Here is a 26,111-nt window from a genome sequence, read left to right on the forward strand (position 1 = left end):
GGCGATCAATCACCGTCCGATCCTGCTCATCCACGACGATCATGTCGACACGGGTATGGTCGATCTGAACCCATTCAAGCGGGCGGGACGTAACCTTGTACCCGGGGCGAGCCTCGAAGATGTCCGCAGCATCAACCTTCCCTAGCTTCATGTTAGCCAGGAACCGCTTGCCCTTCTTCAAAAGCCGCCGTCGTACAGCATGATAGCTAGGCCGTTTGAGACCACGCTCGTCAGCAAGCATTTGGGCGGTCACCCAAACCCGTTCGATGGTTGCTGCCTTCCCTGCGTAGGCCTTGATGGAGTCAACAATCAACCCCTCAAGTTCTCCCCCAAGCTCGGACGGCGTCGGACGACGTCCGGGCATGCTGGACGTAACGGCACTCAGATCACCGCCACGTGCCCTCACTCGCCGGATAATTTTATGGAAGCCTGATGGCTTCATACCGATCGCCCTCGCCGCATCAACAGCGCTGATTTGACCGGAAAGATAAAGCTGAATCGTCGGAATCCGGTCGCTGGCAAGATCGAAGCGAGCAATGGTCTTATCCGAACTATCCAGATTTAGCTTTGAGCTCGATTTGGATTCTGCAACCCGTGAGGTCGCCATCGTTGGCTCAATATTTTTTTCAGATGTTTTATTGCGATTTGTCATTCCGCCTACCATTTGACGAGTTGCCATTGGTAAATGGCACCTGCCCGTTGTTTGTGGGTAGTGGTTATCACTTGCTGGTTTTTAAAGAGCGGCGCTGTGAAAGCCGAGCTAGTTTTACTTCCTAGATCGGCAAGGTCAAGCCCACTCCGAAAAGCGCGAAAGTTGAATTATCCATATATTGACTGACAATTTAGGCTATTTTATTTTACTGTTTTCAACGCCTAAAAAATATTGGAGGCCCGATGGTGTCAGGCTTTGAGGGGTTGAGCTGGCCTCATGAAAAATTTGCCAAGCGAGACGAGAAATGGAGTATTATTATATATATTGACAAAAATCATATCTGCGGCATCGATATATGCGTTTCGCAATTTCGTGAAGTTCGCATCGAAATCACAAATGTTTTTTGTGCAAAATTTTTCCTTGGACTCTATCTTCTTGGCCATCGCGGCTGAAAAAGCGTAAGCTAATGCGGACACTTTCCGCAGTTTGCGCAGTTAATGCGGACACTTTCAGCACAAGCGCTCAGTTAAATCGGACACTTTCTGGGAAAAATTTGCGAATAATCTGGACACTTTCCGTCAAAAAGTGTCCTGAGTGCAAATTGGAATGCTGGAGGTCTTGAATTTGGGGGCTTGCGGGGAGTGTCCACGATTCGCAAAGGTCACAGAGAGCGTGATCATTAGAAATGAGATTGCAAGCTGCAATAGGCCCCGGAAGCAGCTCGCTCACCTGCACGGCAGATTGACCGGGCTAATGGAATGCTGCCGGATGAGATCCGTCTGCTGATCAGCTAATCCTTGGAACGTGCACGCTCCTTTGCAGCTGCCTCAAGCGCGCGAGCTAGCTCAGCTTCAACACGTTCGAGCATCCGTTGGCTTTGATGCAGTTGTTCACGATACTCTCCCAGCTGGCTGAGCGTTTCATAGTGCTTGTTCTTTAGCTCTTGGCACTGGGCTCGGAGATCATCTATTTGAGCTTCCCGCTCCGCCAGCAGCTGCTCCAGGTCGGCTGCTTGATTTATTGTGGGTAAAGATTGCTCGGCCACTCCTTGTGCAATCGTGGTTGCTTGCTGCCACAGTGCGAGAAATGCCTCAGTCACTTCCCTCGGCATTCCGGGCAGACGGGTTTCACCCACGACGCGCTTGGCCAGCTGTCCCCACCATATATCTAGTAATGAGCCCACGCGCGCTGGACTACCTCGTCCTAGCTCTTGGCGCACCCGCTCAACGGTCGGGCGTTCGCCACGAGCCAATACAGCGTCCGCTGCAGCGAATACCTCATCTTCTGGTACGCCTAATGCCATTGTTGATACCTGCTTTTCAAGGCTATAAGGGGCAGACGTCAACTTATTTTAGTGCGCTGGGATCGACTGTACATCTCATACATGCGCCCTATTGAATGGCGAATTTCCGCCTATGTGAATTGGCGGAAATTGAGCTGAGGCCGCTGGTGATATAGGGATCTCTTCAGAAGCAGAGTAGTGGTTTGCCTGATGCAGCACCCTGCTCTATTTTCTGCTCCAGGCTGGACGTGTCCGTCAGGAGCAAAAACAGCAGGCACAAAAAAACCACCCAAAAGGTGGTTTTTAACTGCTTTCGCATATCCCAAGGCGAAATCAGCTCCCATGCTGACTCCTAACCAAGTGGCTTGGGAAGAGATCGTAGGTGAATTCGGTTCATCCATCAAGGCCTGGGATCGAGCATCCCTTTGGGCATCGTGTTATTTCGACGCCGCCGTGCGAATGCCCTGCAGCTGCATCAACCCCGGCATTCGAAGGCCCACAGAGGCACCCGTATTGACTGGCGCCCATTGACCATAGGCTCTCTGGCATGGATCAGTGCAGCATCCACCGTAGTGTTCATGCCCACCTTCTTCAACGTGCTCGGCATGGCAAGTGTGCAGTCTCATTGCGTTCTGGTGATGCTGCCGGCCTGTGCACTGGCGCAGCTGGGGGCTCCATGGCTTAGACGAATTTTTCCGGGCATGCGGGGGCCTGGCTCCGTCAGCGTGGGCATTACCTGCATATTGATCGGGGCATCTGTGCGAAACGATGCACTCGCCCTGTTCGGTTTTGGACTGCTGGGCCTGGGATTCGGCATGGCCTACCGACTGTGTCTGCTGGCATGTGTAAGGCATGCGACTCCGGCCGAGCAAGCGGCGCTGTCTTCAAAGTATGCTGCTGTGACGTACCTTTCCTCAATGGTCTGCGTCCTGGTAGGAGGCGCATTAGGAAATCTCCTCGGCCTGCCGGCGGCAACGTTCGTGCTCTTCGGACTCATAGCCTTGGCACTGATTCCCCTGATGCGCGTGGCTCCGAAATTAGGCGAAGTCGGCTAAGGACTGTAGCTCTCCAGCCGCTCAATCACTACACCGTATGGGGTACGCTATGCGCCCCTTCAGATCTCATTCCAAGGACGATATGGCCGCCTCGAAAAAGAAACGCGCTCAGAACCCAGGGGCGCAGCCTGCTGCCCATTCCGGGGCGAGCCCATCGGTAAACGAAGCAGACTTCCAAGCGGCGATCATCGCTCGGTTGCGTCAAGCCCTCCCCTTGCTACCGGCTAACATCCGTGCCGAGCGCTATTTGAAATTGCAACTCGGCCACCATCAGATCGCAGTCGATGGAAGCGGAAAAACTAGAGATTTCTTCAAGGGGCGTTCGGACGTTGTCGTGTTCCTCGATGATAAACCGCTGTTGCTTGCTGAGCTGAAAGCTCCGACTGTGGCCATCACTGATGAGGACATCGACCAAGGGCTATCCTATGCCAGAATCCACCAACCCATGGTGCCTCTTGTACTGGTCACGAACGGCGATCAAGCGTCGACCCAACTTGTGCTGACCTACGATGGAACACTTGTCTCAAACGACAAAGCTGATGCTGAAGGTTTGGGGAAGATTCTCTCAGCAGCTTCGAGCCTGGCACGCAGCTCGACCGAGGGCGCTATTCGCAGTTTGCTGGGGCGAGACCCGAAAGTCTGGACAGCCATTCTCAAGAAATGGAATGCCGAGGAGATCAGTAGCCGAACTGGCGACTTACCTGATCTGCATCGGGCCATCGCCAAGGATTTTCAGATCCCCCGCGAGGCAGTAGGTCAGATTATCAAGGATGTCGAGAATGGGGCGGAAGTAGTCGTCCTGCATGGCACTCCACTATGCGGTATCACTGGCACATTGATCCAACTGGTGGAGAAACTGGAGGACTCTCCAGTCCTCTACATCGACCGTAGAGGCTCGGGTGACGTTCTCCAGTTTCTTTCATCCCGACTGACCCGAGAACTCTTCATTGGGGTTTCCCGGGATGACGTAAGACAGTGGCTGATCACTGGTCAGTCATTGAGTGGCTTGATCCTGGTGGTGGACGGCATCCCGGCCGGGGAGCTTGAAGAGCTGCTCCACCTTGCAGAGCTGAAACGCCTCCAACTCGTAATCGGGACTGATAGCGGTAACTTTGACTCACACCGCACTGTGGCGGGCCGCATCGAAGAAACAATGCTTGGTCGCCTCGCAACACCCGTTGGGCTTCAGGAATTGTCCGACGAAGAGTTCGCCGCTGCTCGTAAGCTTTTTGTAGAACTCAAACACGCTCATTTCTTGGCTGGCGCGAAACTGATTCCTGATCTGCGTCGCCCGCGTCAGCTGCGTCTTCTCGCGTCCCTTTTACCCCGCCACACTCCAAAGCGTAAATCAGCACCTGATGGTTCAGTATACGAAGCCCGCCTGGTAATCCCCCCGATACCCAGTTTCCGGATGCTGGAGGGGGCGAGTAACCTCATCGGTGCAGACCCTCAACTGAAGCATGATCTCACCAAGCTTGCAGTCGCCTATCTGGTCGATGTAAAGGAACACGGTCGCGACCATAAGCGTATCGTCGAGACCTACGGAGCTACATCGATCGATCCCGATATCCTAGAGCAGTCACTCGGCGAACAGCGGATCGAGCGCTTGCGCAGAAGTGGCATGATTCACTGGATAGACACTCGGACGCTAGGGCCAAGATTGGTCATTCGGTTCCCAGAGCAGCTAGCTCACTACATCTCTGGCCAATGGGCGGCAGACCTAAATAGACAACCGGATGCAGACAGCCTAAATGCCACCCTTCAGCGCATACTCCATGGAGATCTCGGCGTTGCAGCGGCTATCTCACAAGTCACTGACGGTAATCACGTATACCTAATCGTCAGTGCTCTGATAGCCGCCGAGCCCGTGCCGACCTTCCTCACCGAGGGCTCGAAGGTGGAGATACTTACTAAAGACGTCAAGGGCGTTTGCATTGAGTTCGGCGAAGGAGTGAACGAGCGGCTGCCCGGAGATATGCAGCCTTGGCTGATACTGAGCCATTTGGCGATGACGCCCATGGATAGAGGCGACGGTGGTACTTCGTTGAACTTGTCGATCTTTGCCACCTTAGGCAATTCCGAGGATCTCATTTTCAGACCAGCCCCTCGCGATCTCAGAGCCATGCTTGGCCTTCACACCCACGACATTCCGGGCGTTGGTTCCGTACTATGTGTGAATAGCGGCGTCGTGGAACCGCTCATGCAAGCCATGTATCTGTGGGCATCAAGCCGACCTGATGAGCTCCAACAGTTGGTAACGTACGCGCTAGAAGAAGATAAGCGTCACCTAGCCTGGCGCCTGGTGATTCTCTACAGTCTTCTGAAGAATGATACCGATCCCAAGGCCAGTGCAGCAGCTCGAGCTGCCATGAAACGATTGGACAAATACTGGAAAGACCTCACGGCATCCGATGACGTCAAAACTGAAACGCCCACCGTTTAATCAGTAAAAAATTTCGGAGGGGGCGGCCATGCGAGTGCCCCCGTCCGATCATTCATTGCCGGTACCAGTGAACCAATTTTTGAGGCGCGTCCAGATGCCATGCGTCTGAGGCGTTGCTTCTTCCGGTTGAACGATAGGCTTGGCGTCAATGGCCCTACCGCCGGCGCGATCTTCGTAATGTTGCATCCGTTGCTCCTCTGCGTGCACTCTTCCCCTTTTGATCGCGGCGTCAGACATGTCTCCAGCCCAGAGCACTGCTCCGTTGCGAATGAAGTAATGGGAGCGGCAAGGGAAATTCCAGTTGCCTACTGAAGGATCCAGCGATACCTCGCCATTGAATGTGAGCTTCCACTGAGTCTTGGAAATGGGCAACGGCACTTCGTTGCCACACCCGCAGGGACACAAATGAGTGGTAGTGCGGTACTTCATGGATACGTACAGCACCCCGGCTTCGAGCTCGTCCGGAATGAACTCGACGAATGCGTTCCGTAGCTTCATGGCAACTGCTCGGAATTGACCACCTTGTTGCTGGCGGTGGTGAGTGTCGAATTCAGCTCGCGCGCGCTGTCGTAGTAAAAGCCGCAGTGGCGCTTCCACCTGAGCACAGCAAGCTGGGCGTTGATCGCGTTCAGCTCTGCGATCTGAACGGCAGCCTTGTAGAGAGCCTCACGGTTTCCGTCAGCCATAGAGATCCGATCAAACACATGATCACGCTGGCCCGGAAGGCTCATCGTAACCCTGGCAGTGCCAATCAACTGGTTGTCTTCGGTACGGATCACATCGATACCTGTATCGATGATCACCACCTTGGAGTCGGCAAGGCGATCATAAATTAGCCTGCGCACATCGCCTTTATCCACACACAGGAAGATGTAGTCGTAGTCCCGCAGCTCATCAACGTTAACCTCCGTGACGTTTATGCAGTGCGGCACGATGTGTTTACGGAAAGCTGAGTAAAGCTGCCCGAAATAGTCCACCTTCGAGTGCTGAGCATCTAACGCTTCTCGGCTCACTGCGCCCGGGGCACGAAAGGCGTTGTGCTGCTGAAGCTTGTCCAGGTCGTACAGGTGAATCTCAGCCACTGGCGTCTTCGCCACCGCGTCCAGGACATAAGCACCGGTGCCGCCCAAGCCAACAATGGCTATGCGCTGCGAGGCAAAAATCCCGTTAAGCGCAGTGGTGCCGTAGCGCGCGGAGGCCGTGTCCTCGTAATGGAAAACAGAGTCAGGCGACTCCGCCTCCACCACTTTGTACGTCAACGGTGTAACGCCGGCGGCAGCAGCCCGTGCCTCATTCCAGAGGATACGTGTGTAGTGCCACACCTTGTCGTAAAAGCTGGAAAACCCAGTGGTACCTTGCGGCTTGTTCGAGAATGCAAAATTCGCCGTCAATGTCTGCGTCAACGGCAGCGGCCCCGCCTGGTACTCGATTGCGGCGATCCTTTCACCGTTGTGCTTATGCGGGTACTCACCAATGAAGTGGATGACGTGGGTGGCTGGAGGAGCCACCACGTCAGGACTCACCAGATCAAGCGGACAACAGAATGCACCCAGCTTCACCTCTCCTTGCGCATTGAGGTAAGGAATGGAGTGCACGACCAAATGCCCTTCGCGCACTTCCAATTCGAACCCCTGGTTGCGGAGATCGAGGAGCGTGGGGTTAAGACTTATCACTGACCGAGACATAGAATTCCATCCCCTCTTTGACACGAATTTGTTGACCGTCCACAACCGAACCCTCCGGGTGGTCGTGAGGGCCATGGTCATAGTCGATCGTGTAAACCGTCTGCGGGGGATGCTGGCTGCCAGGGAATGCCAGCTCGACCAGTTGCTGGTAGGTCAGGAAGCGGGTATGAACCACGCGTGGCTTGGCGTTGATGATGATGGTTGCCTCAAAAGGCTTAGCCACGAAGTGCTCAACGCCGGGCTTGGTCAGGTCAATGTAGTCCTTGTCCCCAACCAGGATGTCGCGCCCGCCAGGCACGATTTCCCAAACATCGTGATCCTGAGGTGCACCGGCCAAGGCTTTCAGTGTCGCCCCGTTGATCTGGCGACCACCCCAGGTCAGTACCTGGTCGTTCAACACGATCCGGTAGGAGCTATCGCCCAGGAACACCAAGAAGCGCTCCACCCCAGCGTGGCGCAGATCAACCCGTTCGTTGGTATCGATCTCTTCCAAGCGGCCGGTCGAAAGCACCTGGAAGACCATGATGCCCGGCGCAGGGCGAACCTCGATGCTTTCAAGGATTTGGCCGCCTGTCACGATGGGGTCATCGATCACGACCGAGGTGAAGCTCAGCGCTTCATTCCCCACCAAGATCCGATAAGGGCCCTGCTCGGGCGGCTGTTCACCTTTGGCGATTACGGCCGCCAAATCCACAACGTCTAACGCAAAACCAGAAGCCATGATGGAACTCCTAGCCCCGCTGGGGCAGTTAACCGTTACGCTTGCTAGACTAGGAAAGCGTGCTTGATATGTCAAGCAGTCACGAGAAAATGGTTTGTGCTTGAGTAGCAGAGCGCTACACTGCATCAAACATCACCGTACTGGCACGTTGTCAGATCGCGGCTGATTGCCGAGATTTTCTGAAGATCAGCAACAACAGAGGCACATGTGAAACCAACACTTGCACAGTACCTGGCTTCGATTCGCCGGGATAGGCAGCTATCCCTGAGGCAGGTTGAGGAGCAGAGCGGCAAGGAAGTATCCAATGCCTACCTAAGCCAGCTAGAAACCGGCAAGGTTACGCAGCCCAGCCCAAATGTGCTCCACACACTGGCTGAGTTGTATGGGATCGATTACATATATCTCATGCAGCTAGCTAACTACCTCCCCGCCGAACGGGAGGATTCGCAGCGTCACGGCCGAGTTGCAACATTTGCTGAGCACAACCTCACTCAAGATGAGGAAGGTGAGCTTTTGGAGTTTTTGCAGTTCATCAGGAGTCGACGTAAGGATGGCCAAGCCGGACGACAGTAGCCTGCAGGAACATGAGCTTTATGCTGTAGAAGCCAAAGCCAAGACACTGCTCGATGAAGCAAATGCATGGGGACGGTTCCCTACCCCCGTCCCCGACATCCTTGATGCCGCCAAGCTGCGGGTCGCCCCTATCGCCATCCACGATGTCGAATCCTTTATGGCCTACGTGGCCCAAAAAACGGCCGCCGCCGGGCATCGCCTGAAATCAGCCTTGTCGAAGGTGCTAGGCGTATATGACGCTGATGAGCAATTCATCCACATCGATCCCACTGTCACCGAATCAAAGCAGACCTTCCTCAAGCTCCATGAGACCGGTCATCATCGGCTCCCGAGCCACCGCAAGATGTTCAAATTTTTTCAGGATTGTGAGCAGACACTGGCCCCCTCGATCGCCGATCTCTTCGAGCGTGAGGCGAACAATTTCGCTCGATTCGCTTTGTTCCAAGGAGACAGCTACAAACAGCATGCCCTAGACATGGCGAATGCGATCAAGACTCCGATGGCTCTCGCCAAACAGTACGGCGCGTCGATTTACGCCTCGTGTCGGGAGTTCGTTCGCACTCATGACCAGGCGTGCGCGCTCTTTGTGCTCGAACCGATCCAAATCCATGAAGACCATGAACTCATCGCCCTGGTACGACGGATCGAGCTTTCACCTGCTTACCTCCAGCAATTTGGCCGACCCGACGATAGCTTCATCACGCTCAGCCATACACTTGGGCGGCTGCTTCCTAAGCACGGTCGGCGAATGGTGATCGACGCCAGGGTGCATATCAGAGATCTCAATGGCACGCTGTATGAATGCCTTGGAGAAGCCTTTGACACCAAACATAACGTGTTCTTGTTGATCTTCCCGCTCCGGCCCGCCGTTACCTTTGACTTTTTACTGCCTAAGTAGACGCACCAGTAGCGGGAGGTGCCAGTTACTGCGTATATGGCTTGACTGGCTGTAAGGGCTATCGACGATTAGAAGCGGAGGTATCAAAAATTCATCATGGCCTGAGAAAATGCAAACAAATCCCCAAAGCGCCCTGCCCCTTTTCGATTCAAGTGATGCCCCGGAATTCCATATGAACGTGGCCCGATTTCATCCCACTTTCTGGAATCACCAACCATAACCACTCGAGCAGCGCCCGCTTCGAAGGACTTCCCAGGAATTACACCCATCATGGAGCATGCGCTTTGGTAGATTGCCGGATCAGGCTTCATCACGCCTAGCTCAGCAGAAAGCGCATAGCCATCAAGATTTGGAAAATGTTCTCTCGCTGATGAGCAGTACGGCCCAGCAGGCATTCGAGAAGAATGCCCGACGCTTACGTCACGGCCAGGAGCGATTTCAGCAACTCCAGCATGGCCGAGCGTTGCTCCAGCCAACCGTGCCACTCAGTAACGCCCAGTGCGATACAGCAGAAAATGGTCGATACGATCAAAAATTGGGAGGCAGTTGCAAACAGGAAGAGACGACGCAGAATTGGCGTCCGCTGAGCAAGTTCAGGTTCAATCCTCCTGAACGGTATACCTCGCCGGTAGGCGATCAAGCCCAAAGCGATCGCGAACAAGAGTCCGACCAGCTGGGTTACCGGAAGCAGCAGAACAATCGACCCAACTGAACCTGGCCCCGCGAGGCTCTTGGCATAATCCTTCGCTACCCGCTCTCCACTCCACCCTAAGATCGGGGTGTATTTACGAATCTGCAGCATGTAAAAGCTCCCAAAGCACCGATTCGAGTGAGGCTACCAAAGCTTGACGGCTTTCCTGGCCTGTCAAGGTAACTCCATGTGTCCTAGGCCCAGTGTCCTTCAGCAACTCGGAAGCCCCGAAGTACCCCACTGCTCGCGTGGCGGCTCAGCTCTTCTCTTGAGCCGCCGTCGACACGACGGATCTTTACTCGGGAACATATGCCGTGTTTCGAGTGAACTCACGAACCTGCCTAACGATGCGCTGGCCTTGTTGCTCAGGCATGTGGGCATTCAGTGTGAAAACACCGGGCTATTCCTGGAAGTTGCATTCGGCGCGGAGGACACATTGCGAGCGTTGCGCGTGGTCGGTCAAATGGATATCTCGAACGTAGAGCCGATCTTGGAAAATGTCGAAAATATGATCCGAGAGAAATGGGATTGGGCCCTTCCCCGCTCGCTCCTCATGAAGTCGTTTGCCTCAAGCCATCTTGATTTCCAGGCTGCGGTTTTAACAGCGCGAATTCTTTGCGAGGATGCGTAGGGAGGGGCGATCGGCGCGGTTGAGCCCGGCCCGTTCCGCCCTGGCTCAGGCAATCGGATAACGCTTGAACAGATCCGTCTGCTCCAGGCGGGCCGCATGGGCATTGAGGGCCGGGAAATCGCTCGCCTTGACTACGTTGGGCAGCATCGACTGCATGAACGACCAGGCCACCGCACTGGTGACCCCGGCCTGGTCCGGACGCAGGCCGTACGACGCCTGCGCCGCCCACTGCTTATCCAACTCAGTGCACGCCGCCAGCAGCTGACGGGTGACGCGTTCAACCCAGGGCTGATGAACCTTTTCCGCCGGTCGAAGCTTATGTTCATAGACGATCTGCACCGTCTTCTCGCATGCCGCTAACGCCAGCCCCACTCTACTCAGAGCCCCGGCCAACGCCTGCGGTTGGCTTGGCAATAACTTGCTCTGGGGTGTGCTGAGGCTCTCGAAATAATCGATGATCAGCGTCGAGTCCATCAGTACGCAGCCGTCATCGAGCAGCAGAGTCGGCGCTTTGACCACCGGATTGACCCTGGAAAACGCTTCGAACGTGCTAAACACCGACAGTGGGTCATGTTCAAACTCGATACCCAGAAGGTCCAGGGAAATAGCTACCCGGCGAACGTAAGGTGAATCCAGCATCCCAATGAGTTTCATCGATAGTCTCCTTGATTGATGGTGACCGCTAACACCGTTATCCGACGTTTGAACAGCCGAGGCAGCGGCCATGTGAACGGATGAGCTTCGCACACATCGTCTATGGCGCCGGCCGGCTTTCCAGCCGAAGACTTTACCGTCCCTTACATTAATGAGAGCCTTGCCACTTATAAATCAGTTTTTTTTGCCGATATTTGTAAGGGTTGCTTACATGTCGAATCTACCCCCGATCACCTGCCTACGCTGCTTCGAGTCGGTTGCGAGGCTGGGCAGTGTTACCGCAGCTGCCAAGGAACTGCACGTCACCCACTCAGCCATCAGCCAGCAAATCAAGGTGTTGGAACACATGATCGGCGTCACCCTGTTCGTCCGTGAGGGGCGGGGCCTGCGGGTGAGTGAGGACGGAAGACTGTATGCCTTGCAGATTCGCGAATCGTTGGGCGCAATTGCCGAAGCCACGCGGCTGATCAAGACACAACCGAAATCAACGGAACTGGTGGTCGCCGTTCTCCCTTCGTTCGGTTTCAGCTGGTTGTTGCCCCGCTTGCCACGTTTCCAGCAATTACAGCCGCATATCAGCGTCCGGCTGCAGGCCAGTCTCGCGCTATCTAACCTGGCGCGGGAATCTGTCGACGTCGGGATCCGCATGGGCAAGGGCGACTGGGATGGGGTGGAGCAGCACTTGCTCTTTCATGACGAGACGCTGGTGGTTGCCGCCCCGCACTTCAACGGTGGGGTGCACCCTCAGACCCCTGAAGAGATCATCGGCAGCAACATAATTTTCAACATGGAATCTTGGCAACCTTGGTGTCAAGCCGCTGGGCTGGATAGGGAAGTGCCGCGCATCGGCCTGTGCAGCAACGACTCCAACTTGGTACTCCAAGCCGTACGTTTGGGCCAGGGGATCGCCCTGGAGCGCCGCAGCCTTGTGCACGACGCCATTCAACGAGGGGAGTTGGTGCAACTCTCCCCCGTGATCGCGCCCTATCCCTACCCCTATTGGCTGGTATTGCCCAACCGTGAGCGTTCGGAAACAAAGCAGCAAGTGTTCTCGAGTTGGCTGAAACACGAGGTCGCTGAATATCTGAACGAACAGGATCATGGCAGCAAGCAGCGTCGACCAGCCCACCTCACCCGCCCTGCCGAGCGCGATGCAAGCCTTTAAACCTTGACCGGCGTTCTGGTTTTCCAGAGTGACAGCAACACGCCGCCAATCAGTAGGCCAATTGTAACGCTTAAAGAAATTTCGGCAGGCACCTTGCCAACAATGTCGTGCAGGAATATTTTCGCGCCTATGAAAACCAGTACCAGCGCCAAGGCGTATTTGAGATAGGCGAAGCGGCTTATCATCGCAGCCAATGCAAAATACAGTGCGCGCAAACCGAGTATCGCGAAAATGTTCGACGTATAGACAATGAAGGGGTCCTGCGTGATGGCAAAGATCGCTGGAACACTGTCAACCGCGAACACCAAGTCGGCGCACTCAATCAGAATCAACGCGAGAAACAGCGGCGTCACCCATATTACCCGCCTGCCGGAGCCATCAGGTATACGGACCAGGAAATGCTGACCGTGCAACTCGTCAGTCACGCGTAGATGACTGCGCAGATACTTGACGAAGCGATTGTTTTCCAGGTCGGGCTCATGGTCCACTCGAGCGAACAGCATTTTCACACCCGTGAATACCAGGAAGGCGCCGAAGCAGTAGAGAATCCAACTGAACTGCGTAATCAGCGCGGCGCCCAGGCCTATCATGATGGCCCTCAATACAATGACCCCCATGATCCCCCAGAACAGCACTCTGTGCTGGAATTCTCTGGGAATGGCAAGAAAACTGAAAATGAGGGCAATAACGAACACGTTGTCCATGGACAACGACTTCTCGATCAGAAAGCCAGTCACATAGTCCATGCTTGCGTCGCTGCCTTTCTGGAAATAGACCCAGACAGCAAATAGCAGGCCCATGCTGATGTAGCTAGCCGACAGGAGCAGGCTTTCCTTGACACCGATTTCTCGATTCCCACGATGGAGAACCCCTAGGTCAAGCGCCAGCAGCGTCAACACGACAGCGAAGAATGAAAGCCACAGCCAGAGATCAGTGCCAAGCACGTCTTGGGAGAGATACGCATTAAGGGCAGACATGAGCCCCTCCTATATAGTCGTAGTTTAACAACTATGACTCCGACATGGCGGCTACTTACCGTCAGAGGGGCCCGGCGTCACACCATCAGATTTTATCCAGCGTGAAAATGTTGCAAGGGGGAAAATTTTGCTATTTATTTCTTCTGTGACTTCAGTTTCCGAACGCTATGACAATGGCATTCAATACTAGACACAAGCTCGCCACGACCGTCAAACGTACCCGCATAGGCATATACCAGCCGGGCATGAAGTTGGCCAGTTTACGGTCTTGCCAAAGGTGCACGGTAAATCCTGAAGCCAGTACCCAACATCCCCATGACACCGGTAACAACATGGCAACCCAGCCGATCAGGGCTGGCATGACACTCCCCACAAGCCGCTGTTGTCGCTCAATAGCAGGCAAGGCCGGCAACGTCATCGCGAACCCCCAATGCAGGGCTCCGACAAAACTCAGTATCACGGCCCCATAGCCAACCAACGCTTCAGCCAGGCTATCTCGATACTCACCGCCAAAACAGACCAGCAGTGCCAGACCCAGAAATGGCAGCAAGCCACCGTAGCCCAGGATAGTAAAGCGGCTCGGAGATAACGTATCGAACACTGAACCCATGGGTGCGCCCTCCTCCACGACTCAAAACCAAACTTCAGGTGTGTCGGCCAATCAGCGTGAGGAATTCATGCCGCGTGGTTGGGGAGTCTCTGAATTCGCCTAGCATGACCGAGGAAATCATCACCGAGTTCTGCTTTTCTACACCACGCATCATCATGCACATGTGCTTGGCTTCGATAACCACCCCAACCCCTGCCGCATCGGTCACTTCCTGCATGGCACAGGCAATCTGCCTGGTCAGGTTTTCCTGAATCTGCAAACGGCGGGCAAACATGTCCACCAAGCGCGCTACTTTGGAAAGCCCTAGTACTCGCCCTGTTGGCAGGTACGCGACATGAGCCTTCCCAATAAACGGCAACATGTGGTGCTCGCATAACGAGTACAGTTCAATGTCGCGAACGACAACCATCTCGTCATTCTGGCTTTCGAACAGCGCCCCGTTGACTATTTCACCCAAGCTCTGGGTATAGCCATTGCATAGGTATTGCATCGCTTTGGCAGCACGCTGAGGCGTATCCAAAAGCCCTTCGCGCTGCGGGTTTTCACCCACGCCAACAAGGATTTCACGGTAGTGTTCGGCTAGCGAATGTGGCATTTGGAGGCCTCACCTTTGCAACGTTGCCCGCCATCGGGATGGGGTAACCAGGCCAGACTTGGCCTCAAGCGACAGAACAATCTGTAAAAAACCGAAAGCACTGGACGCAACGGGCGCCACGCCAAGGGTGCTGCCCAAAGGCCCAAACTGGCAGCACGCCAAGCCCACAGGGTCGCGTCCAAGCCGGTGACCCATTGCCCGTTCGCGAACCTTGCGTGCAAACAGGACCGTAGTTGCTCCATCGTCCGGCCCAGAGGGGTGGGATCGAATTCATCACTGTCGATATCAACCAGGATGAGCTTTGCTGCCGTGCAACGCCTGCGCAGAAATGCGACCTCCCTGGCACACAATGGGCAGGCCCCGTCAAAGTAAAGCGTCAGAGGCCACTCGCAATACATGTACAAAACCTCATTCATGTACAGGTTTTTGTACAAGTTAGCTGAAGCCAAAAAATACGCAATAGGCAAGATGATTGCGACGACCGCAGAATGCCCTAATTCAGCCACCCTTCGAGCGCCAGCACATTTTCTTCGAGGTCGGCGACTTCATCGTCATTGGCCCGTTGGCGGGCACCGTTGAACATGTTGGCTTGAAAACCACGCGTATCTTGCGTGGTTTTGGCGAGGAAGCGTTGGAGTTCGGGTGCGTGTACATCGTCCAGGACCCAGGCTGCAACCTGCATGGACATCCAGCGGGCGATCAAGGTCACCGCATTGCCGCAAGAAGCCAACTTGTCGGTGCCAGGGCGCGAAGGCGTGAGCATCAGCGGCGCGTGAGCGCCCACCCCCAGCTTCCCCCCGCTGCAGCGTGCGCGGGGTTCCCAGCCGCGCCTTGAATCGCTTCGAACTTAGAGGCTCCCCAGTACTCGTAGCGTTTAGACACACTAAATGGCAAGGCGAGGTCGACATGAAGATGATCCATGGCACATCACATTTTCGGCCCTATACCTCTGCAGCGGGCGGCTGGGGGTCGGCCCACTCCGTGCTGAATATCCTTTGGCGCGAGCAGGCACTGATCAAAGGCACAACCGCCCTGCTCAAGCTGAACAAGCCCAAGGGTTTCGCCTGCGTGAGCTGTGCCTGGGCCAAGCCAGGCGATCCTCATGCCCTGGAATTTTGCGAGAATGGTGCCAAGGCCACGGCATGGGAATTGACGTCACGACGCACCTCGCCCGATTTCTTCACGGCCCACTCCTTGACCGAGTTGCGCGGCTGGTCGGACTTCGAGCTGGAGCAGCATGGCCGGTTAACCCACCCAATGCGTTACGACAAGCACACTGATCGCTACCAGGTCGTGACCTGGGAGCAAGCCTATAAAGCCATAGGCGCGCAGTTGCGCGCGCTCAGCCCCGACGAAGTCGTTTTTTACGCATCAGGGCGCGCATCGCTGGAAACATCGTTCATCTACCAGTTGTTCGCCCGTGCCTATGGCACGAACAATCTTCCCGACAGTTCCAACATGTGCCACGAAAGCACCTCGGTTGGCCTGCAGGAAAGCATCGGGGTCCCGGTTGGCACGGTCTCACTGGCCGATTTCGAGCATACCGACTGCATTCTGTTCTTCGGGCAAAACGTAGGCAGCAACAGCCCGCGCATGCTTCACCCGCTTCAGGAGGTGCGCAAGCGCAACGTCCCGATCATCACCTTCAACCCGATCCGGGAACGTGGTCTGGAGCGCTTTGTAAACCCCCAGTCCCCCACTGAAATGCTCGGTCCGCAATCCACAGTCATCAGCACTCAGTACCACCAAGTGGCCATCGGCGGTGACACCGCTGCCGTCATGGGGGTGGCCAAGGCGCTTCTGGAAATGGAGGGAAGGGCCAAAAGCAACGGCGAGCCGCCGGTGCTCGATCACGATTTTCTCGCACAACATACGGACGGCCTGGGCCAGTTCATGGAGCGTGTGCAGCAATACACATGGGCTGAACTGGAGCGACGGTCCGGCCTGAGCCGAAGCGCGATGGAGGCCACGGCCACCGTTTATGCGCGCAGCGAGAAAGTGGTGATCGTCTATGGCATGGGCATGACCCAGCATCGGCACGGGGTGGCCAACGTGCAGATGCTGGTGAATCTGCTATTGCTGCGCGGGAATATCGGTAAACCAGGGGCCGGTATCTGCCCGGTCAGAGGGCACTCGAACGTACAGGGCCAACGCACGGTAGGCATCACCGAGGACCCTGCGAAAGTACCCGGGGAGAAGATCGAGTCGCTGTTCGGCTTCAAGATTCCGGAGCACAAGGGCCTGGCGACGGTCGACACCTGCGAGGGCGTTCTCAATGGCAGTGTGAAGGGGTTCATCGGGCTTGGCGGTAACTTTCTGCGTGCCGTGCCCGATACCAGCCGGGTGGAACCCGCCTGGGCCCAACTCAGCCTCAGTGTACAGATCGCGACCAAGCTTAATCGCACCCACCTGGTCCCTGGTGAAAGCACCTGGCTGCTGCCCTGCCTGGGCAGGATCGAGATCGACCGGCAGCTTGGCGTCGAACAAACCTACACCACTGAAGACAGCACCGGCTGCATCCGCGCCTGGCGCGGCCACGCCGAACCCGCAGGAGAGCAGCTGCGCTCGGAGTTGGCGATCATCGCAGAGTTGGCCCTGGCGACGCTGGGCGACACGGTCGCCATTCCCTGGGCACACTGGAAGCACGACTATGCCCTGGTTCGTGAAGCCATCAGCAAGGTTTATCCAAGTATTTTCCATGACTTCGAGACGCGGATGTGGGAGCCCGGCGGGTTCCATCGCCCGCTGGGCGTGGCACAGCGGCAATGGGCTACGCCTTCAGGGAAAGCGCAGTTCATTACCCCAGGCACGCTGGATGAAGACGACGACGTGCTGACGGGCGAAGCCGGCCGTGATGTCCTGCAACTGATGACGTTGCGCAGCAATGACCAGTTCAACACCACCGTGTACGGTTACGACGATCGTTTCAGGGGCGTAAAGGGCACGCGCAAAGTGGTGTTCCTCAACCGCAACGATATCGTCCGCCTGGGCTTCGTGCCGGGGGGCTGGGTTCGCTTGCGTACAGCTGTGGAACCGACAGTTCGCCGCGAGGCAGGCCCTTTTCAGATTATCGCCTATGACATACCGGTAGGCTGCGCCGCCGCTTACTACCCCGAGGCCAATGCGCTCGTGCCCTTGTGGCACTATGCCAAGCGAAGCAAAGTGCCCGCCGCGAAATCGGTGCCTGTCGTGCTCTTGCATGCTCGGCCCGATGCTGAAGATCTGGCACACGCCGTACCCGCAACAGATCAGGTCGTGTAGCACGCTTGAAACCGGCCCCCAGTAGCCAGGGGGCGGGCTGAAACGATGGTCATCCGTGACCCGCTGCTGCTCACAGCGCTTGGCCGTCGTCCTCGATGTCTTCTTCAGCCTCAGCGGCATCCGTGGCATCAGCGTCATTCAAAGGCGGTGAACTCGGCTTTTCCGGATCGTTGATGAACGGCACGCCACTCGGTCCGTGCTCTTCATGACCTTTGGTTTCGGGCTGCATGGCAAAGCCTCCAGGCAATTGGGGTTAGCTGTAGGTGGCATGCCACTTACAGCGCTCTGTTACTCATGCGTGTGAGGGGCGAAATGCGGGGAAAATTCAACTGAGAAGCCCGCCGGCCGAATACCACGCTCAGAAACGAGCTTGACCATGCCTCAACCAGCAAGCTGACTGCCGCGACCGTTATCAAAGGACAATGTACTGGTTCCGGCTGCGTACCCCGGCATGCGGCCCCTCCACAAGGTGCACGAAACGCCCGCCCACCTGGTCGATGGGCAGGCAGTCATCGACATCCAGCACTGCATCGTTGTGTGCTTGCGACCAGTGCGCCATGGCCTGTTTCTTGCCTTTTGCCATGGCCTCCCGTTTGTCCCTGGCGACCACCAGCAGATAGTCGTGCGCCTCGCCAAAGGCCTGGGCGTCGTACCCGCCCAGGTTGATGAAGTAGAGCCGCAGGGATTCAGGCGACGGCGCCAGCGGGCTGAGCTCGACGCGCCAGTTGTCAACCCCATCGACGGCCATCCAGGCATCGACGTGCACGCCCTTGGGGCTGCCAAACCAACCGTCCCGTAGTTGCGGGTATGCCTGCTCCAGCGTATCCGCGGCCGCAAACACAATGTCGTGAACCTCAATCTTTGCCTGGGGGTGTTTGCCCCCAAGTAGCACCACGAACAGCATCGGGTCATCCACCTTGGTAAAGTTCGCCGAGCGCCAGAAGTACCCCCGCAAGCGCGAGGCTCAGTTCAGGCGATAATGCTCTGCTATCGAGACGAACTCTAACCCACGACCTGCCTTGGCAGGAACCACCTGGGCAAGCGCCAGGCTCAACCTGCCGCTCACCACAGCGCGATTTGATAACCGATGATCAAGCGGTTCTCGTCCACGTCCGTCGTCAACCCGTTGCTTGAACGCAGCGTTGCATTCTTCCAACGCACGCTCACGTTCTTGAGTGGGCCGGATTGAACGACATAGAAAATATCGGTATCCCGTTCCCATTCATGACCATCAGTGACCCCCGCCTGCTGGACACTGCGGCCTTGTACATAGCGGGTCATGAAGTTCAGCCCTGGAATACCCATGGCCGCAAAGTTGTAGGTATACCTGAGCTGCCACGCCCGGGTGTTCTGCTTGGTGAAGGAGTTGGCAGTGACGAGGTTCATCGAGTAAGGGTCGGTGCCTGCCAGGAACGGGAAGTTGCCGTCACCCGACAGTTTTTGCCAGCCGGCGCTGAAACCGTGGCCCTTCGTTTCGAGCGTGACCATGCCGTTGAGAAAATCATTGGCGATACCACCCACCACTGCGCGGCCGTCATCGTCACTGCGGAAATACCGCAGATCCGTCAGGAGCTTCGTCCCCGGGGCGATCTGCGCACTGTGGGTCAGGCCAACGAAATGTTGGGAGTAGGCGTCGTTCAACCGGCCGTAGTAATAGCTGACGGCGGCGGCATCGGTCACATTGTAGGAGCCACCTGCGAAGTCGAAATCACCCGCGCTGACGCCATTGTAGGCATAGGCCATTTTCTGATCGTTGGTGGAGTCTCGCAAGTTGACCCGGCTCAACTGCCCGGCAGTGAAATTCAACTTGTCGATATCTTTGGAGGTGATCATTGCACCGGTGTATCGCGTCGCCAGAAGTCTCGTGTCGTTGTAGAGCACGACCGGCAAGCTCGGTTGCAGCGATCCCACCGACAACTGGGACTTGGCGAATCTCAGTTTTGCAGCCACCCCAGCTTCGGACCATTCGTTTTCCTTTTTGCCGTCGCTACCGAGAACGAGCAGGCCCGTGGTGCTGCCGGGTTGGCCGCCATCAAGGCGCACCCCCATTTGCGCGATGGCTTCAAGGCCAAAGCCCACCGTGCCTTCGGTGAACCCCGAGTTCACCCGCAAGGTGAACCCCTGCCCCCAGTCCTGCATGGGGTCGGCACTACCGGCGTTGCGCAAGTCGCGGTTGACGTACATATTGCGCAGGTCAATCGTGCCGTGGCTGTCTTCGATGAAGTTTGCTCTGGCGCCGGGCGCATAGAGCGAGATTGCGCCCAAACAGACGAACACTTTGGTTGTAACGTTCAAGGTCATTTTCATTGTTTTTATTATCGGAATACGGGTGACCGACTGGCAGAACGGCCAAGGAAATTAAGCGTCTGTGGTATCTCACCCAAGGCGACTAGCCCACCGACAAGCCAGAGCCTGATGCTAGCGAGGGCCTACACAGGGCGGTAGCCGATTAACGTAGGCACTATCCAATTCCGGCGGATTTATAACGGTCATCCGAGCAGGCGGCCCGTCTACGAGGCGGGTGCCACAAATCCGCTGGAATCGGATAGCGCGTGCCTTAATCGGCTAACGGCAGTGAGCCCGCATGGGTAGCCTATGAGCGTTCAGTCAGCCTCTTTCAGGCGCTGAACCTTGCGACCAATCACTACAACAATAAGAGCATCTTCATGAATTGCTTATCCTCTCTCGGCGCCCTCGCGCTGCTCGTTGCGGGTGTCAGCCAAGCCGTTGCGGCGCCTGCACCTACTGCGGCGCCCAAACAACCGAACATTCTGCTGGTGGTTGCCGATGACCTCGGCTTTTCCGACTTGTCCGCGCTGGGGAGTGAGATCCAGACGCCGAACCTGGACAGGTTGCTGGCTGATGGCCGCCTGATGCTCGACTTCCATGCCGCGCCCAGTTGCTCGCCAACCCGCGCCATGTTGATGTCGGGCAACGACCCGCACCTGGCCGGCCTGGGCATGATGGCGGAAGTCCACAAGCGCTTGCCAGCCGATGCCGTAGTGCGCCCTGGCTATGAAGGCGTACTTGGCACCAACGTTGCCACCCTTGCCGAGCTGCTGCACGACGCCGGCTACCGCACCTACATGGCTGGCAAATGGCACCTTGGAATGGAACCTGCCCAGCAACCGCAAAATCGTGGTTTCGACCAGGCCTACGTGCTGTTGGAAGGCGGTGCCGCACATTTCAAGCAAGCCAACATGGGCCAGTTGCCCAATTACAGCACGACCTACCGGCACAATGGCGAGCCGGTCGAGCTACCTGACAACTTTTACTCCACAACCTGGTACACCGACCGCCTGATCGATGTCATCGACCAAGGCAAGGCCAGCAACAAGCCGTTCTTTGCCTTTGCTGCCTACACCGCACCGCATTGGCCGCTGCAGGCACCGGACCGCTACCTGGCACAGTACCGCGGGCGTTACGACCAAGGCTATGAAGTGATCGCCCATGAGCGCCTGGCGCGTCAACGCAAGGCAGGCTTGATCCCGGCTGACTTCCCGCTGCAGGCACAACTCGAGGGCGTGCCGAGCTGGGCATCGCTGAGCGATGAGCAAAAGCGCCAGTCGGCACGCACCATGGAGGTCTATGCCGCCATGGTCTCGGCGCTCGACGCCGAAGTAGGTCGCCTGGTAGAACACCTTCGCAAGACCGGCGAGCTGGACAACACGCTGGTCATGTTCATGTCCGACAATGGGCCAGAGAACGCCACGCGCGTCGATGCCGATTGGATCAAGGCCAATTTCGACAATCGCCTCGATAACTATGGCCGCCCCAACTCGTTCCTGATGATTGGCTCAGCCTGGGCGCAAGTCAGCGCCCTGCCCAGCCGCCGTTACAAGATGACCACCTACCAGGGCGGTATCCGCGTGCCCGCGTTCGTCTATTACCCCGCTACGATCAAGGCTGGGCGCAGCGAGCAACTGGCCAGTGTCCGTGACATCATGCCGACGTTGCTGCAGTTGGCCGGCGCGCCGATGCCTGGCATCAAATACCGCGACCGCGATATCGTGCCGCCTCAGGGCACCTCGGCGCTGGACTACCTGCAAGGCAAAGACACGCGGATCCATGCCAGTGACGAAGCATTGGGCTGGGAAATCAACGGCAATGCTTCGTTGCGCAAAGGCCCGATGAAGTTGCTGTGGGATGCCACCGATGGCAAACCGACCTGGCACCTTTACGACTTGCGCAAGGACCCAGGTGAGCACAACGATATCGCTGCCAGCCAGCCTGAGCAGGTAGCGCAGATGCTGCGTGACTGGAAGGCCTACGCCCAGCGCAGCAACATCGCCATCGATGCCGAGGGGCGCCCAGTAAGCCCGGCCTTGGCCAAGCGGCCATGATTGCACGGGTTGCGGGCTTCGCGGCAATCGCCGCCAGCGTGTTCGCTGGCGCGTATGCTGCGTGGCCTGAAGCGCCAGCGCCGGTACTGTTGTGTACCGACTACGACGGCTTGCCTGCCCAACGCCAAGGACCGTGGCGCGAGGGTATGGTGCGCCTGCCGGGGGGCGAATTCAGCTTTGGTTCCGATCGCTTCTACGATGAAGAAGGCCCGCCGCACAAGGCGCAGGTGTCGCGCTTCTGGATAGACGTTCACCCGGTCACCAATGCGCAGTTCGCCCGTTTCGTGGAGGCTACGGGTTACGTAACCTACCCCGAGCGCGGGATCACGGCGCAAGACGCGGGCGACCTGCCCGCGCATCTGCGCGTGCCAGGTGCGATGGTGTTTCAACAAGGGCCAGGGGTGCTCGAGCCAGGCTGGCAATTCGTGCCGGGCGCAAGCTGGCAGCACCCCCAGGGGCCAGCCAGCAGTGTGCAGGGTTTGGGCAACCACCCGGTTGTGCAAGTCACGCTGGCAGATGCTCAGGCCTACGCTCGCTGGGCCGGCCGCCAGCTGCCAACCGAAGCGCAACTGGAGTACGCCATGCGTGGCGGCCTGGACGATGCCGACTTCAGTTGGGGGCGCACCGAACTGCCTACTGGCAAGCTCATGGCCAATACCTGGCAGGGGCAGTTCCCTTACCGTAACACCGCGAAGGACGGCTTCACCGGCACCTCGCCCGTGGGTTGCTACCCTGCCAATGGTTTTGGTCTGTTCGATGCCGGCGGGAACGTCTGGGAACTGACGCGCAGCGGTTACCGGCCGGGCCACGACGCCCAGCGCGACGCCGAGCCGGACCCACCCGGCCCGGCCATCGCCGACAGTTACGACCCGGCCGACCCAGGGGTGCCGGTGGCGGTGATCAAAGGCGGGTCACACCTGTGCTCGGCAGACGTCTGCATGCGCTATCGGCCATCGGCACGCCAGCCGCAGCCGGTGTTCATGGCCACCTCCCACGTCGGCTTCAGAACGGTTCGGCGCTGAACGCTGGCACCGTTCGCGGCCCTGGCGGCGCGGTGAAGGCCTTCACGGCTGCGCAACCAGCCGGTCGTACCAGGCGGCATAAGGGGTGTTGGTAGCCTTGTAGCGGTTGTAATCAGGGCTACCGTCATCCCACCACACCGGCCCACGCTCGCCTAATGCAACCTTGGCATCGTTGACCGCTGCCCTGGCCCGCTTCAAAGCGGCTGAATCGTCGCAGGCTTTTGCCTGCTTCACGGCCCGCCGCGCCTCCATCAACGCGCCCACCAGGTGCTGGCGCGCTTCGTCTGCAAGCGCAGGGTTGCTGCAGCGCCAGAGCTGGCCGTTGACGACGAAATAGCGCCCGTCCGGCGTGCGTGGGTATTTGGCGCCGGTCTGCGACCGGCTCATTTACCCGCCCGCAAAAAATCAGCCCACTTGCGCACCAGGTAATTATGCTCATCCATCACCGAGTTCCAGACCCTGATACGGCCCACACGCTCGGCGTAGGCGCCCCCTTCGCGTAGCTGCCCAGGCTCGATCAGCGGTTCGCCATCACTGCCCAGCAACTGCTCGCGGGCTGGCTTGCCCTCGTACCAGTAATCCCACTCAGCCGCCGACAGGTGATCGCGCGCGCGCAGTGGATTGGAAATGTAGAACCCTTGCCGGGCCATCATCGCGCCTGGCCAACCTGCCAACCACCAGTTCAGGTAGGCATAGGCCGCATCTTTCACCCCACCCTCAACGGCACGGGACAACGACAGGCCACCAAACCAGCCACGGTAACCCTCCCTGGGCACGGCCTGGCGGTACTGAATGCCTTCGCGGTGCAGCTGCATCAAGGCAGGCGACCAGACACTCTCGATGTGCACCTTGGGGCCCAGCATCAGCTTGCCTGCGTCGCGGTCATCAGACCAGAACGCGGCGAAATGGCCTTGGCGCTGGAGCTTGATGAGCACTGCCGCAAGCTGGTCGATCTCGTCCAGGCGCAGGTTCGCGATCACATCGAACGTGGCCAACCCCTTGGCCTGCACCGCCAGTGCCGCGTCCAGCGCCCCGATGGCTGCATCGCTCTGCAACGCCACATGCCCACACCAGTTGGGGTCAACCAACCAGGACCAGCTCTCGTTCTCGATACCGAACCCCGGCGGCAGAAGGTCCGGCCTGTAGGCAAAGCTGTCCGCGTTGTGGGTCAGCGGCAGCATGCTGATCCAGTCTGTCGGGCGGTTGGCCAGGGTCCGGTCATGCTGAACATACAGCCGGTCGCAGGGCAGGCTGCCGCCGGCCAGCTCATCCCCAGCATGCAGCCGGCCCCGCTTGGGCAGGTCGTTGATCTCGTCCCACAAGGCGACCCGGCGGATGTCGATGGGCTGGATGGCGCCGGCCGGCCAGACAAAATCCATGCTATGGAACCATTGGTCGTACAGGTCATAGCGTTCAGGGTGCATCAACGCAATGCGTTGAACCGTCTGCACGTCGTGGATCTGGTACTCGATGCGAATGCCCAGTTCTTTTTCCGCGCGCAAGCGAATGGGCTCCAGCAGCGTGACCGATGTGCCCAATACCCGCAACGTGACCGGGCCACTCATGCCGCACGCCCCAGGCGCTGCAAAAAAGCCTGGAAAGAGCGGCGCAGCAGCTGGGTATCCAGATCGCGCACGATGATCACCAGGCGCGAGCGCCGCGCCTGCCCTGGCCACTGGCGAAGATGCACGGGCGGATGCAGGCAGTGCTGTACGCCGTGAATGACGATAGGTTGTTCAGCATCGATCACATTCAAGATCCCTTTGACCCGCAGAATTCGGTCTCCGTGGCATCTTAGCAGCATCGACAACCAAACCCCGAAGGCAAGCCAATCCAACGGTGTGTCGTACTCCAGTGCACACACCTGGGCGCCGCCGTGGTGCGGCTGCCGGGTGGGCGCAAACAGCAGCCACCTGGCGACCTCCTCATCGGGCTCCAGGCTTCTCAGCCCCTCGCCCAGAAGCAGCTCATCGCCTTGCCCGACCGTGCTCGCCAACGCGATGGATGCCGTCGGGTTGAGGGCTTGCAAGTGTGCCAGCAACGGCTCGAGCACCGCAGCGCTTACCAGGTCTGCCTTGCTCACCAGCAGCCGATCGGCAGCCGTGACCTGGCCCAGCCACTCGGGGTGAATCCGCTCCTGAAGCATGGCGTGCTGGGCGTCGACCACCGTCACCATCAGGCCCACGTGATAGCGGCCGCGCAGTTGAGGGTCTCGCTGCAGCGTGGCAAGAATGGGCGCGGGGTCAGCCAGGCCTGTGGTTTCCAGGAGCACGCGGCGGAAAGCCGGAACCTCCCCGCGCGCACGCTTGCCGTGCAGGTCGATCAGCGCTTGCTTCAGATCCCCCCTTACCGAACAGCAGACACACCCACTCGGCAGCAACACCGTGTCGGGGGCAACTTCCTGCACCAGCACGTCATCGATCCCCACCTCCCCATACTCGTTGATGAGCACCGCCGTGTCGCCCATGTCGGCATTGGCCAGCACCCGCTTGAGCAAGGTGGTTTTGCCACTGCCCAGAAAACCCGTCAGCACATTGATCTGCAGGCTCATGCCGACGCCTCCAGGTGATCGAGGATGCGCGGATCCAGGGGGTCAAGGGTGCGCCCCAGTATGCTTTCGGCGGTCTGCCAGAGCTGATCCAGGCCCGCGGCAACACCTTGCTTGCCGGTAGGGCCTTGCACCAGATACGACGCACCCTGCACGTCACTGACCTTGAGCCTGAAGGGTGCTACCACCTGATTGATCGCGGCGATGCGCCGCAAGCGCTCGCGGCGGGCGGGAAGGCTCGTGTCCAGCGGGTCGCTCCAGTGGGCGTCCTCACCGATCAGGCCGCAAAGTCCACACATGGCTCA

General features: G+C 57.8%; 24 protein-coding genes and 3 pseudogenes. 9 read left to right on the forward strand and 18 right to left on the reverse strand.

Annotated elements, in window-relative coordinates:
- A pseudogene (locus APH30_RS01815) lies at positions 1 to 679 on the reverse strand (hypothetical protein); the annotation flags it as partial.
- Between the two features lie 829 nt (positions 680 to 1,508).
- Positions 1,509 to 1,955 (reverse strand): annotated as a pseudogene (locus tag APH30_RS27445) (DNA-binding protein); the annotation flags it as partial.
- A gap of 557 nt (positions 1,956 to 2,512) precedes the next feature.
- Between APH30_RS27445 and APH30_RS29395 the strand changes: the two are divergent.
- On the forward strand, positions 2,513 to 2,989 hold the full coding sequence (locus tag APH30_RS29395) for a hypothetical protein (RefSeq protein ID WP_256221935.1): 477 nt from the start codon (positions 2,513 to 2,515) through the stop codon (positions 2,987 to 2,989).
- A gap of 82 nt (positions 2,990 to 3,071) precedes the next feature.
- Positions 3,072 to 5,432 (forward strand): type I restriction enzyme HsdR N-terminal domain-containing protein, encoded by a 2,361-nt coding sequence (locus tag APH30_RS01830; RefSeq protein WP_054911599.1) that lies wholly within the window; start codon positions 3,072 to 3,074, stop codon positions 5,430 to 5,432.
- Between the two features lie 48 nt (positions 5,433 to 5,480).
- On the opposite strand, the gene APH30_RS01835 is transcribed toward APH30_RS01830, so the two are convergent.
- Genes APH30_RS01835 through APH30_RS01845 form a run of 3 tightly spaced genes read right to left on the reverse strand, consistent with a single transcriptional unit; the run spans position 5,481 to position 7,838 of the window.
- Positions 5,481 to 5,930, reverse strand: coding sequence for a DUF6527 family protein (locus APH30_RS01835; protein ID WP_054911533.1), 450 nt, complete (start codon positions 5,928 to 5,930; stop codon positions 5,481 to 5,483).
- Positions 5,927 to 7,117: a ThiF family adenylyltransferase gene (locus APH30_RS01840; protein WP_054911534.1), complete on the reverse strand. Its 1,191-nt coding sequence runs from the start codon at positions 7,115 to 7,117 to the stop codon at positions 5,927 to 5,929. The genes APH30_RS01835 and APH30_RS01840 overlap by 4 nt, the downstream gene beginning before the upstream one ends.
- A complete protein-coding gene (locus APH30_RS01845) occupies positions 7,092 to 7,838 on the reverse strand; it encodes a multiubiquitin domain-containing protein (RefSeq protein WP_054911535.1) in 747 nt (248 codons plus the stop codon). The genes APH30_RS01840 and APH30_RS01845 overlap by 26 nt, the downstream gene beginning before the upstream one ends.
- 207 nt (positions 7,839 to 8,045) lie before the next feature.
- On the opposite strand from APH30_RS01845, the gene APH30_RS01850 reads away from it, so the two are divergent.
- Both APH30_RS01850 and APH30_RS01855 read left to right on the forward strand, forming a co-directional pair.
- On the forward strand, positions 8,046 to 8,411 hold the full coding sequence (locus tag APH30_RS01850; protein WP_003435204.1) for a helix-turn-helix domain-containing protein: 366 nt from the start codon (positions 8,046 to 8,048) through the stop codon (positions 8,409 to 8,411).
- Entirely contained in the window at positions 8,389 to 9,309 is a 921-nt protein-coding gene (locus APH30_RS01855) for an ImmA/IrrE family metallo-endopeptidase (RefSeq protein ID WP_054911536.1), read from the forward strand. Before APH30_RS01850 ends, APH30_RS01855 begins: the two co-directional genes overlap by 23 nt.
- A 415-nt stretch (positions 9,310 to 9,724) precedes the next feature.
- On the opposite strand, the gene APH30_RS01860 is transcribed toward APH30_RS01855, so the two are convergent.
- Both APH30_RS01860 and APH30_RS01870 read right to left on the reverse strand, forming a co-directional pair.
- Entirely contained in the window at positions 9,725 to 10,111 is a 387-nt protein-coding gene (locus tag APH30_RS01860) for a hypothetical protein (RefSeq protein WP_054911537.1), read from the reverse strand.
- Positions 10,112 to 10,676: 565 nt separating this feature from the next.
- A complete protein-coding gene (locus APH30_RS01870; protein WP_054911539.1) occupies positions 10,677 to 11,285 on the reverse strand; it encodes a glutathione S-transferase in 609 nt (202 codons plus the stop codon).
- A gap of 211 nt (positions 11,286 to 11,496) precedes the next feature.
- Between APH30_RS01870 and APH30_RS01875 the strand changes: the two genes are divergently transcribed.
- Complete coding sequence (locus APH30_RS01875) at positions 11,497 to 12,450, forward strand: LysR substrate-binding domain-containing protein (RefSeq protein ID WP_054911540.1); 954 nt, start codon at positions 11,497 to 11,499, stop codon at positions 12,448 to 12,450.
- Here APH30_RS01875 and APH30_RS01880 read toward each other — a convergent pair.
- The 4 genes from APH30_RS01880 to APH30_RS27450 all read right to left on the reverse strand — a co-directional run bounded on the left by APH30_RS01880 (position 12,447) and on the right by APH30_RS27450 (position 15,030).
- Positions 12,447 to 13,427, reverse strand: coding sequence for a TerC family protein (locus tag APH30_RS01880; RefSeq protein WP_054911541.1), 981 nt, complete (start codon positions 13,425 to 13,427; stop codon positions 12,447 to 12,449). The two genes, APH30_RS01875 and APH30_RS01880, sit on opposite strands and share 4 nt — an antisense overlap.
- Positions 13,428 to 13,578: 151 nt before the next feature.
- Complete coding sequence (locus APH30_RS01885; RefSeq protein WP_054911542.1) at positions 13,579 to 14,037, reverse strand: DUF3429 domain-containing protein; 459 nt, start codon at positions 14,035 to 14,037, stop codon at positions 13,579 to 13,581.
- Between the two features lie 34 nt (positions 14,038 to 14,071).
- The gene (gene folE / locus APH30_RS01890; RefSeq protein WP_054911543.1) at positions 14,072 to 14,632 is read right to left on the reverse strand and encodes a GTP cyclohydrolase I FolE; all 561 of its coding nucleotides are present in this window, start codon (positions 14,630 to 14,632) and stop codon (positions 14,072 to 14,074) included.
- Positions 14,617 to 15,030: a thiol-disulfide oxidoreductase DCC family protein gene (locus tag APH30_RS27450; RefSeq protein ID WP_082416097.1), complete on the reverse strand. Its 414-nt coding sequence runs from the start codon at positions 15,028 to 15,030 to the stop codon at positions 14,617 to 14,619. Before APH30_RS27450 ends, folE begins: the two co-directional genes overlap by 16 nt.
- A 131-nt stretch (positions 15,031 to 15,161) precedes the next feature.
- On the opposite strand from APH30_RS27450, the pseudogene APH30_RS27455 reads away from it, so the two are divergent.
- Positions 15,162 to 15,408, forward strand: a pseudogene (locus tag APH30_RS27455) (mechanosensitive ion channel domain-containing protein); the annotation flags it as partial.
- Between the two features lie 130 nt (positions 15,409 to 15,538).
- The gene (locus tag APH30_RS01900; protein ID WP_054911545.1) at positions 15,539 to 17,893 is read left to right on the forward strand and encodes an FdhF/YdeP family oxidoreductase; all 2,355 of its coding nucleotides are present in this window, start codon (positions 15,539 to 15,541) and stop codon (positions 17,891 to 17,893) included.
- A gap of 70 nt (positions 17,894 to 17,963) precedes the next feature.
- Here the strand turns inward: APH30_RS01900 and APH30_RS28975 are convergent, their stop codons facing one another.
- The 3 genes from APH30_RS28975 to APH30_RS01910 form a co-directional block, all read right to left on the reverse strand.
- A complete protein-coding gene (locus tag APH30_RS28975) occupies positions 17,964 to 18,122 on the reverse strand; it encodes a hypothetical protein (protein ID WP_009684850.1) in 159 nt (52 codons plus the stop codon).
- Between the two features lie 183 nt (positions 18,123 to 18,305).
- Positions 18,306 to 18,797 (reverse strand): DUF1543 domain-containing protein, encoded by a 492-nt coding sequence (locus APH30_RS01905; RefSeq protein ID WP_054911546.1) that lies wholly within the window; start codon positions 18,795 to 18,797, stop codon positions 18,306 to 18,308.
- A gap of 158 nt (positions 18,798 to 18,955) precedes the next feature.
- A complete protein-coding gene (locus tag APH30_RS01910; RefSeq protein WP_082416098.1) occupies positions 18,956 to 20,194 on the reverse strand; it encodes an OprD family porin in 1,239 nt (412 codons plus the stop codon).
- A 365-nt stretch (positions 20,195 to 20,559) separates the two neighbouring features.
- Between APH30_RS01910 and APH30_RS01915 the strand changes: the two genes are divergently transcribed.
- On the forward strand, positions 20,560 to 22,236 hold the full coding sequence (locus APH30_RS01915) for an arylsulfatase (protein ID WP_054911548.1): 1,677 nt from the start codon (positions 20,560 to 20,562) through the stop codon (positions 22,234 to 22,236).
- Entirely contained in the window at positions 22,233 to 23,258 is a 1,026-nt protein-coding gene (locus APH30_RS01920; protein WP_054911549.1) for a formylglycine-generating enzyme family protein, read from the forward strand. The genes APH30_RS01915 and APH30_RS01920 overlap by 4 nt, the downstream gene beginning before the upstream one ends.
- Before the next feature lie 42 nt (positions 23,259 to 23,300).
- Here the strand turns inward: APH30_RS01920 and APH30_RS01925 are convergent, their stop codons facing one another.
- From APH30_RS01925 to APH30_RS01940, 4 genes are read right to left on the reverse strand one after another with little or no spacing between them, the layout of a single operon-like run.
- On the reverse strand, positions 23,301 to 23,645 hold the full coding sequence (locus APH30_RS01925) for a hypothetical protein (RefSeq protein ID WP_054911550.1): 345 nt from the start codon (positions 23,643 to 23,645) through the stop codon (positions 23,301 to 23,303).
- Positions 23,642 to 24,823 (reverse strand): PotD/PotF family extracellular solute-binding protein, encoded by a 1,182-nt coding sequence (locus APH30_RS01930; RefSeq protein WP_009684847.1) that lies wholly within the window; start codon positions 24,821 to 24,823, stop codon positions 23,642 to 23,644. The genes APH30_RS01925 and APH30_RS01930 overlap by 4 nt, the downstream gene beginning before the upstream one ends.
- Positions 24,820 to 25,809 carry a GTP-binding protein gene (locus APH30_RS01935; protein ID WP_054911551.1) on the reverse strand — a complete coding sequence of 330 codons (990 nt, stop codon included), beginning with the start codon at positions 25,807 to 25,809 and terminating at the stop codon, positions 24,820 to 24,822. The genes APH30_RS01930 and APH30_RS01935 overlap by 4 nt, the downstream gene beginning before the upstream one ends.
- Positions 25,806 to 26,105 carry a hypothetical protein gene (locus tag APH30_RS01940; protein ID WP_054911552.1) on the reverse strand — a complete coding sequence of 100 codons (300 nt, stop codon included), beginning with the start codon at positions 26,103 to 26,105 and terminating at the stop codon, positions 25,806 to 25,808. The genes APH30_RS01935 and APH30_RS01940 overlap by 4 nt, the downstream gene beginning before the upstream one ends.
- Between the last annotated feature and the right edge of the window lie 6 nt (positions 26,106 to 26,111).

It is taken from the genome of Pseudomonas sp. NBRC 111127, from assembly GCF_001320345.1.
In the GTDB taxonomy this organism is placed as follows: domain Bacteria; phylum Pseudomonadota; class Gammaproteobacteria; order Pseudomonadales; family Pseudomonadaceae; genus Aquipseudomonas; species Aquipseudomonas juntendi.

Excerpts from the sequence above, each read along its gene's own strand:
- APH30_RS01930 (WP_009684847.1), bottom strand. The coding sequence starts at position 24,823 with ATGAGTGGCCCGGTCACGTTGCGGGTATTGGGCACATCGGTCACGCTG.
- APH30_RS01875 (WP_054911540.1), top strand. The coding sequence starts at position 11,497 with ATGTCGAATCTACCCCCGATCACCTGCCTACGCTGCTTCGAGTCGGTT.
- APH30_RS27450 (WP_082416097.1), bottom strand. The coding sequence starts at position 15,030 with ATGTATTGCGAGTGGCCTCTGACGCTTTACTTTGACGGGGCCTGCCCA.
- APH30_RS01940 (WP_054911552.1), bottom strand. The coding sequence starts at position 26,105 with ATGTGTGGACTTTGCGGCCTGATCGGTGAGGACGCCCACTGGAGCGAC.
- APH30_RS01840 (WP_054911534.1), bottom strand. The coding sequence starts at position 7,117 with ATGTCTCGGTCAGTGATAAGTCTTAACCCCACGCTCCTCGATCTCCGC.
- APH30_RS01835 (WP_054911533.1), bottom strand. The coding sequence starts at position 5,930 with ATGAAGCTACGGAACGCATTCGTCGAGTTCATTCCGGACGAGCTCGAA.
- APH30_RS28975 (WP_009684850.1), bottom strand. The coding sequence starts at position 18,122 with ATGCAGCCCGAAACCAAAGGTCATGAAGAGCACGGACCGAGTGGCGTG.
- APH30_RS01935 (WP_054911551.1), bottom strand. The coding sequence starts at position 25,809 with ATGAGCCTGCAGATCAATGTGCTGACGGGTTTTCTGGGCAGTGGCAAA.
- APH30_RS01855 (WP_054911536.1), top strand. The coding sequence starts at position 8,389 with ATGGCCAAGCCGGACGACAGTAGCCTGCAGGAACATGAGCTTTATGCT.
- APH30_RS01870 (WP_054911539.1), bottom strand. The coding sequence starts at position 11,285 with ATGAAACTCATTGGGATGCTGGATTCACCTTACGTTCGCCGGGTAGCT.
- folE (WP_054911543.1), bottom strand. The coding sequence starts at position 14,632 with ATGCCACATTCGCTAGCCGAACACTACCGTGAAATCCTTGTTGGCGTG.
- APH30_RS01860 (WP_054911537.1), bottom strand. The coding sequence starts at position 10,111 with ATGCTGCAGATTCGTAAATACACCCCGATCTTAGGGTGGAGTGGAGAG.
- APH30_RS29395 (WP_256221935.1), top strand. The coding sequence starts at position 2,513 with ATGCCCACCTTCTTCAACGTGCTCGGCATGGCAAGTGTGCAGTCTCAT.
- APH30_RS01915 (WP_054911548.1), top strand. The coding sequence starts at position 20,560 with ATGAATTGCTTATCCTCTCTCGGCGCCCTCGCGCTGCTCGTTGCGGGT.
- APH30_RS01900 (WP_054911545.1), top strand. The coding sequence starts at position 15,539 with ATGAAGATGATCCATGGCACATCACATTTTCGGCCCTATACCTCTGCA.
- APH30_RS01845 (WP_054911535.1), bottom strand. The coding sequence starts at position 7,838 with ATGGCTTCTGGTTTTGCGTTAGACGTTGTGGATTTGGCGGCCGTAATC.
- APH30_RS01830 (WP_054911599.1), top strand. The coding sequence starts at position 3,072 with ATGGCCGCCTCGAAAAAGAAACGCGCTCAGAACCCAGGGGCGCAGCCT.
- APH30_RS01905 (WP_054911546.1), bottom strand. The coding sequence starts at position 18,797 with ATGCTGTTCGTGGTGCTACTTGGGGGCAAACACCCCCAGGCAAAGATT.
- APH30_RS01910 (WP_082416098.1), bottom strand. The coding sequence starts at position 20,194 with ATGACCTTGAACGTTACAACCAAAGTGTTCGTCTGTTTGGGCGCAATC.
- APH30_RS01920 (WP_054911549.1), top strand. The coding sequence starts at position 22,233 with ATGATTGCACGGGTTGCGGGCTTCGCGGCAATCGCCGCCAGCGTGTTC.
- APH30_RS01880 (WP_054911541.1), bottom strand. The coding sequence starts at position 13,427 with ATGTCTGCCCTTAATGCGTATCTCTCCCAAGACGTGCTTGGCACTGAT.
- APH30_RS01925 (WP_054911550.1), bottom strand. The coding sequence starts at position 23,645 with ATGAGCCGGTCGCAGACCGGCGCCAAATACCCACGCACGCCGGACGGG.
- APH30_RS01885 (WP_054911542.1), bottom strand. The coding sequence starts at position 14,037 with ATGGGTTCAGTGTTCGATACGTTATCTCCGAGCCGCTTTACTATCCTG.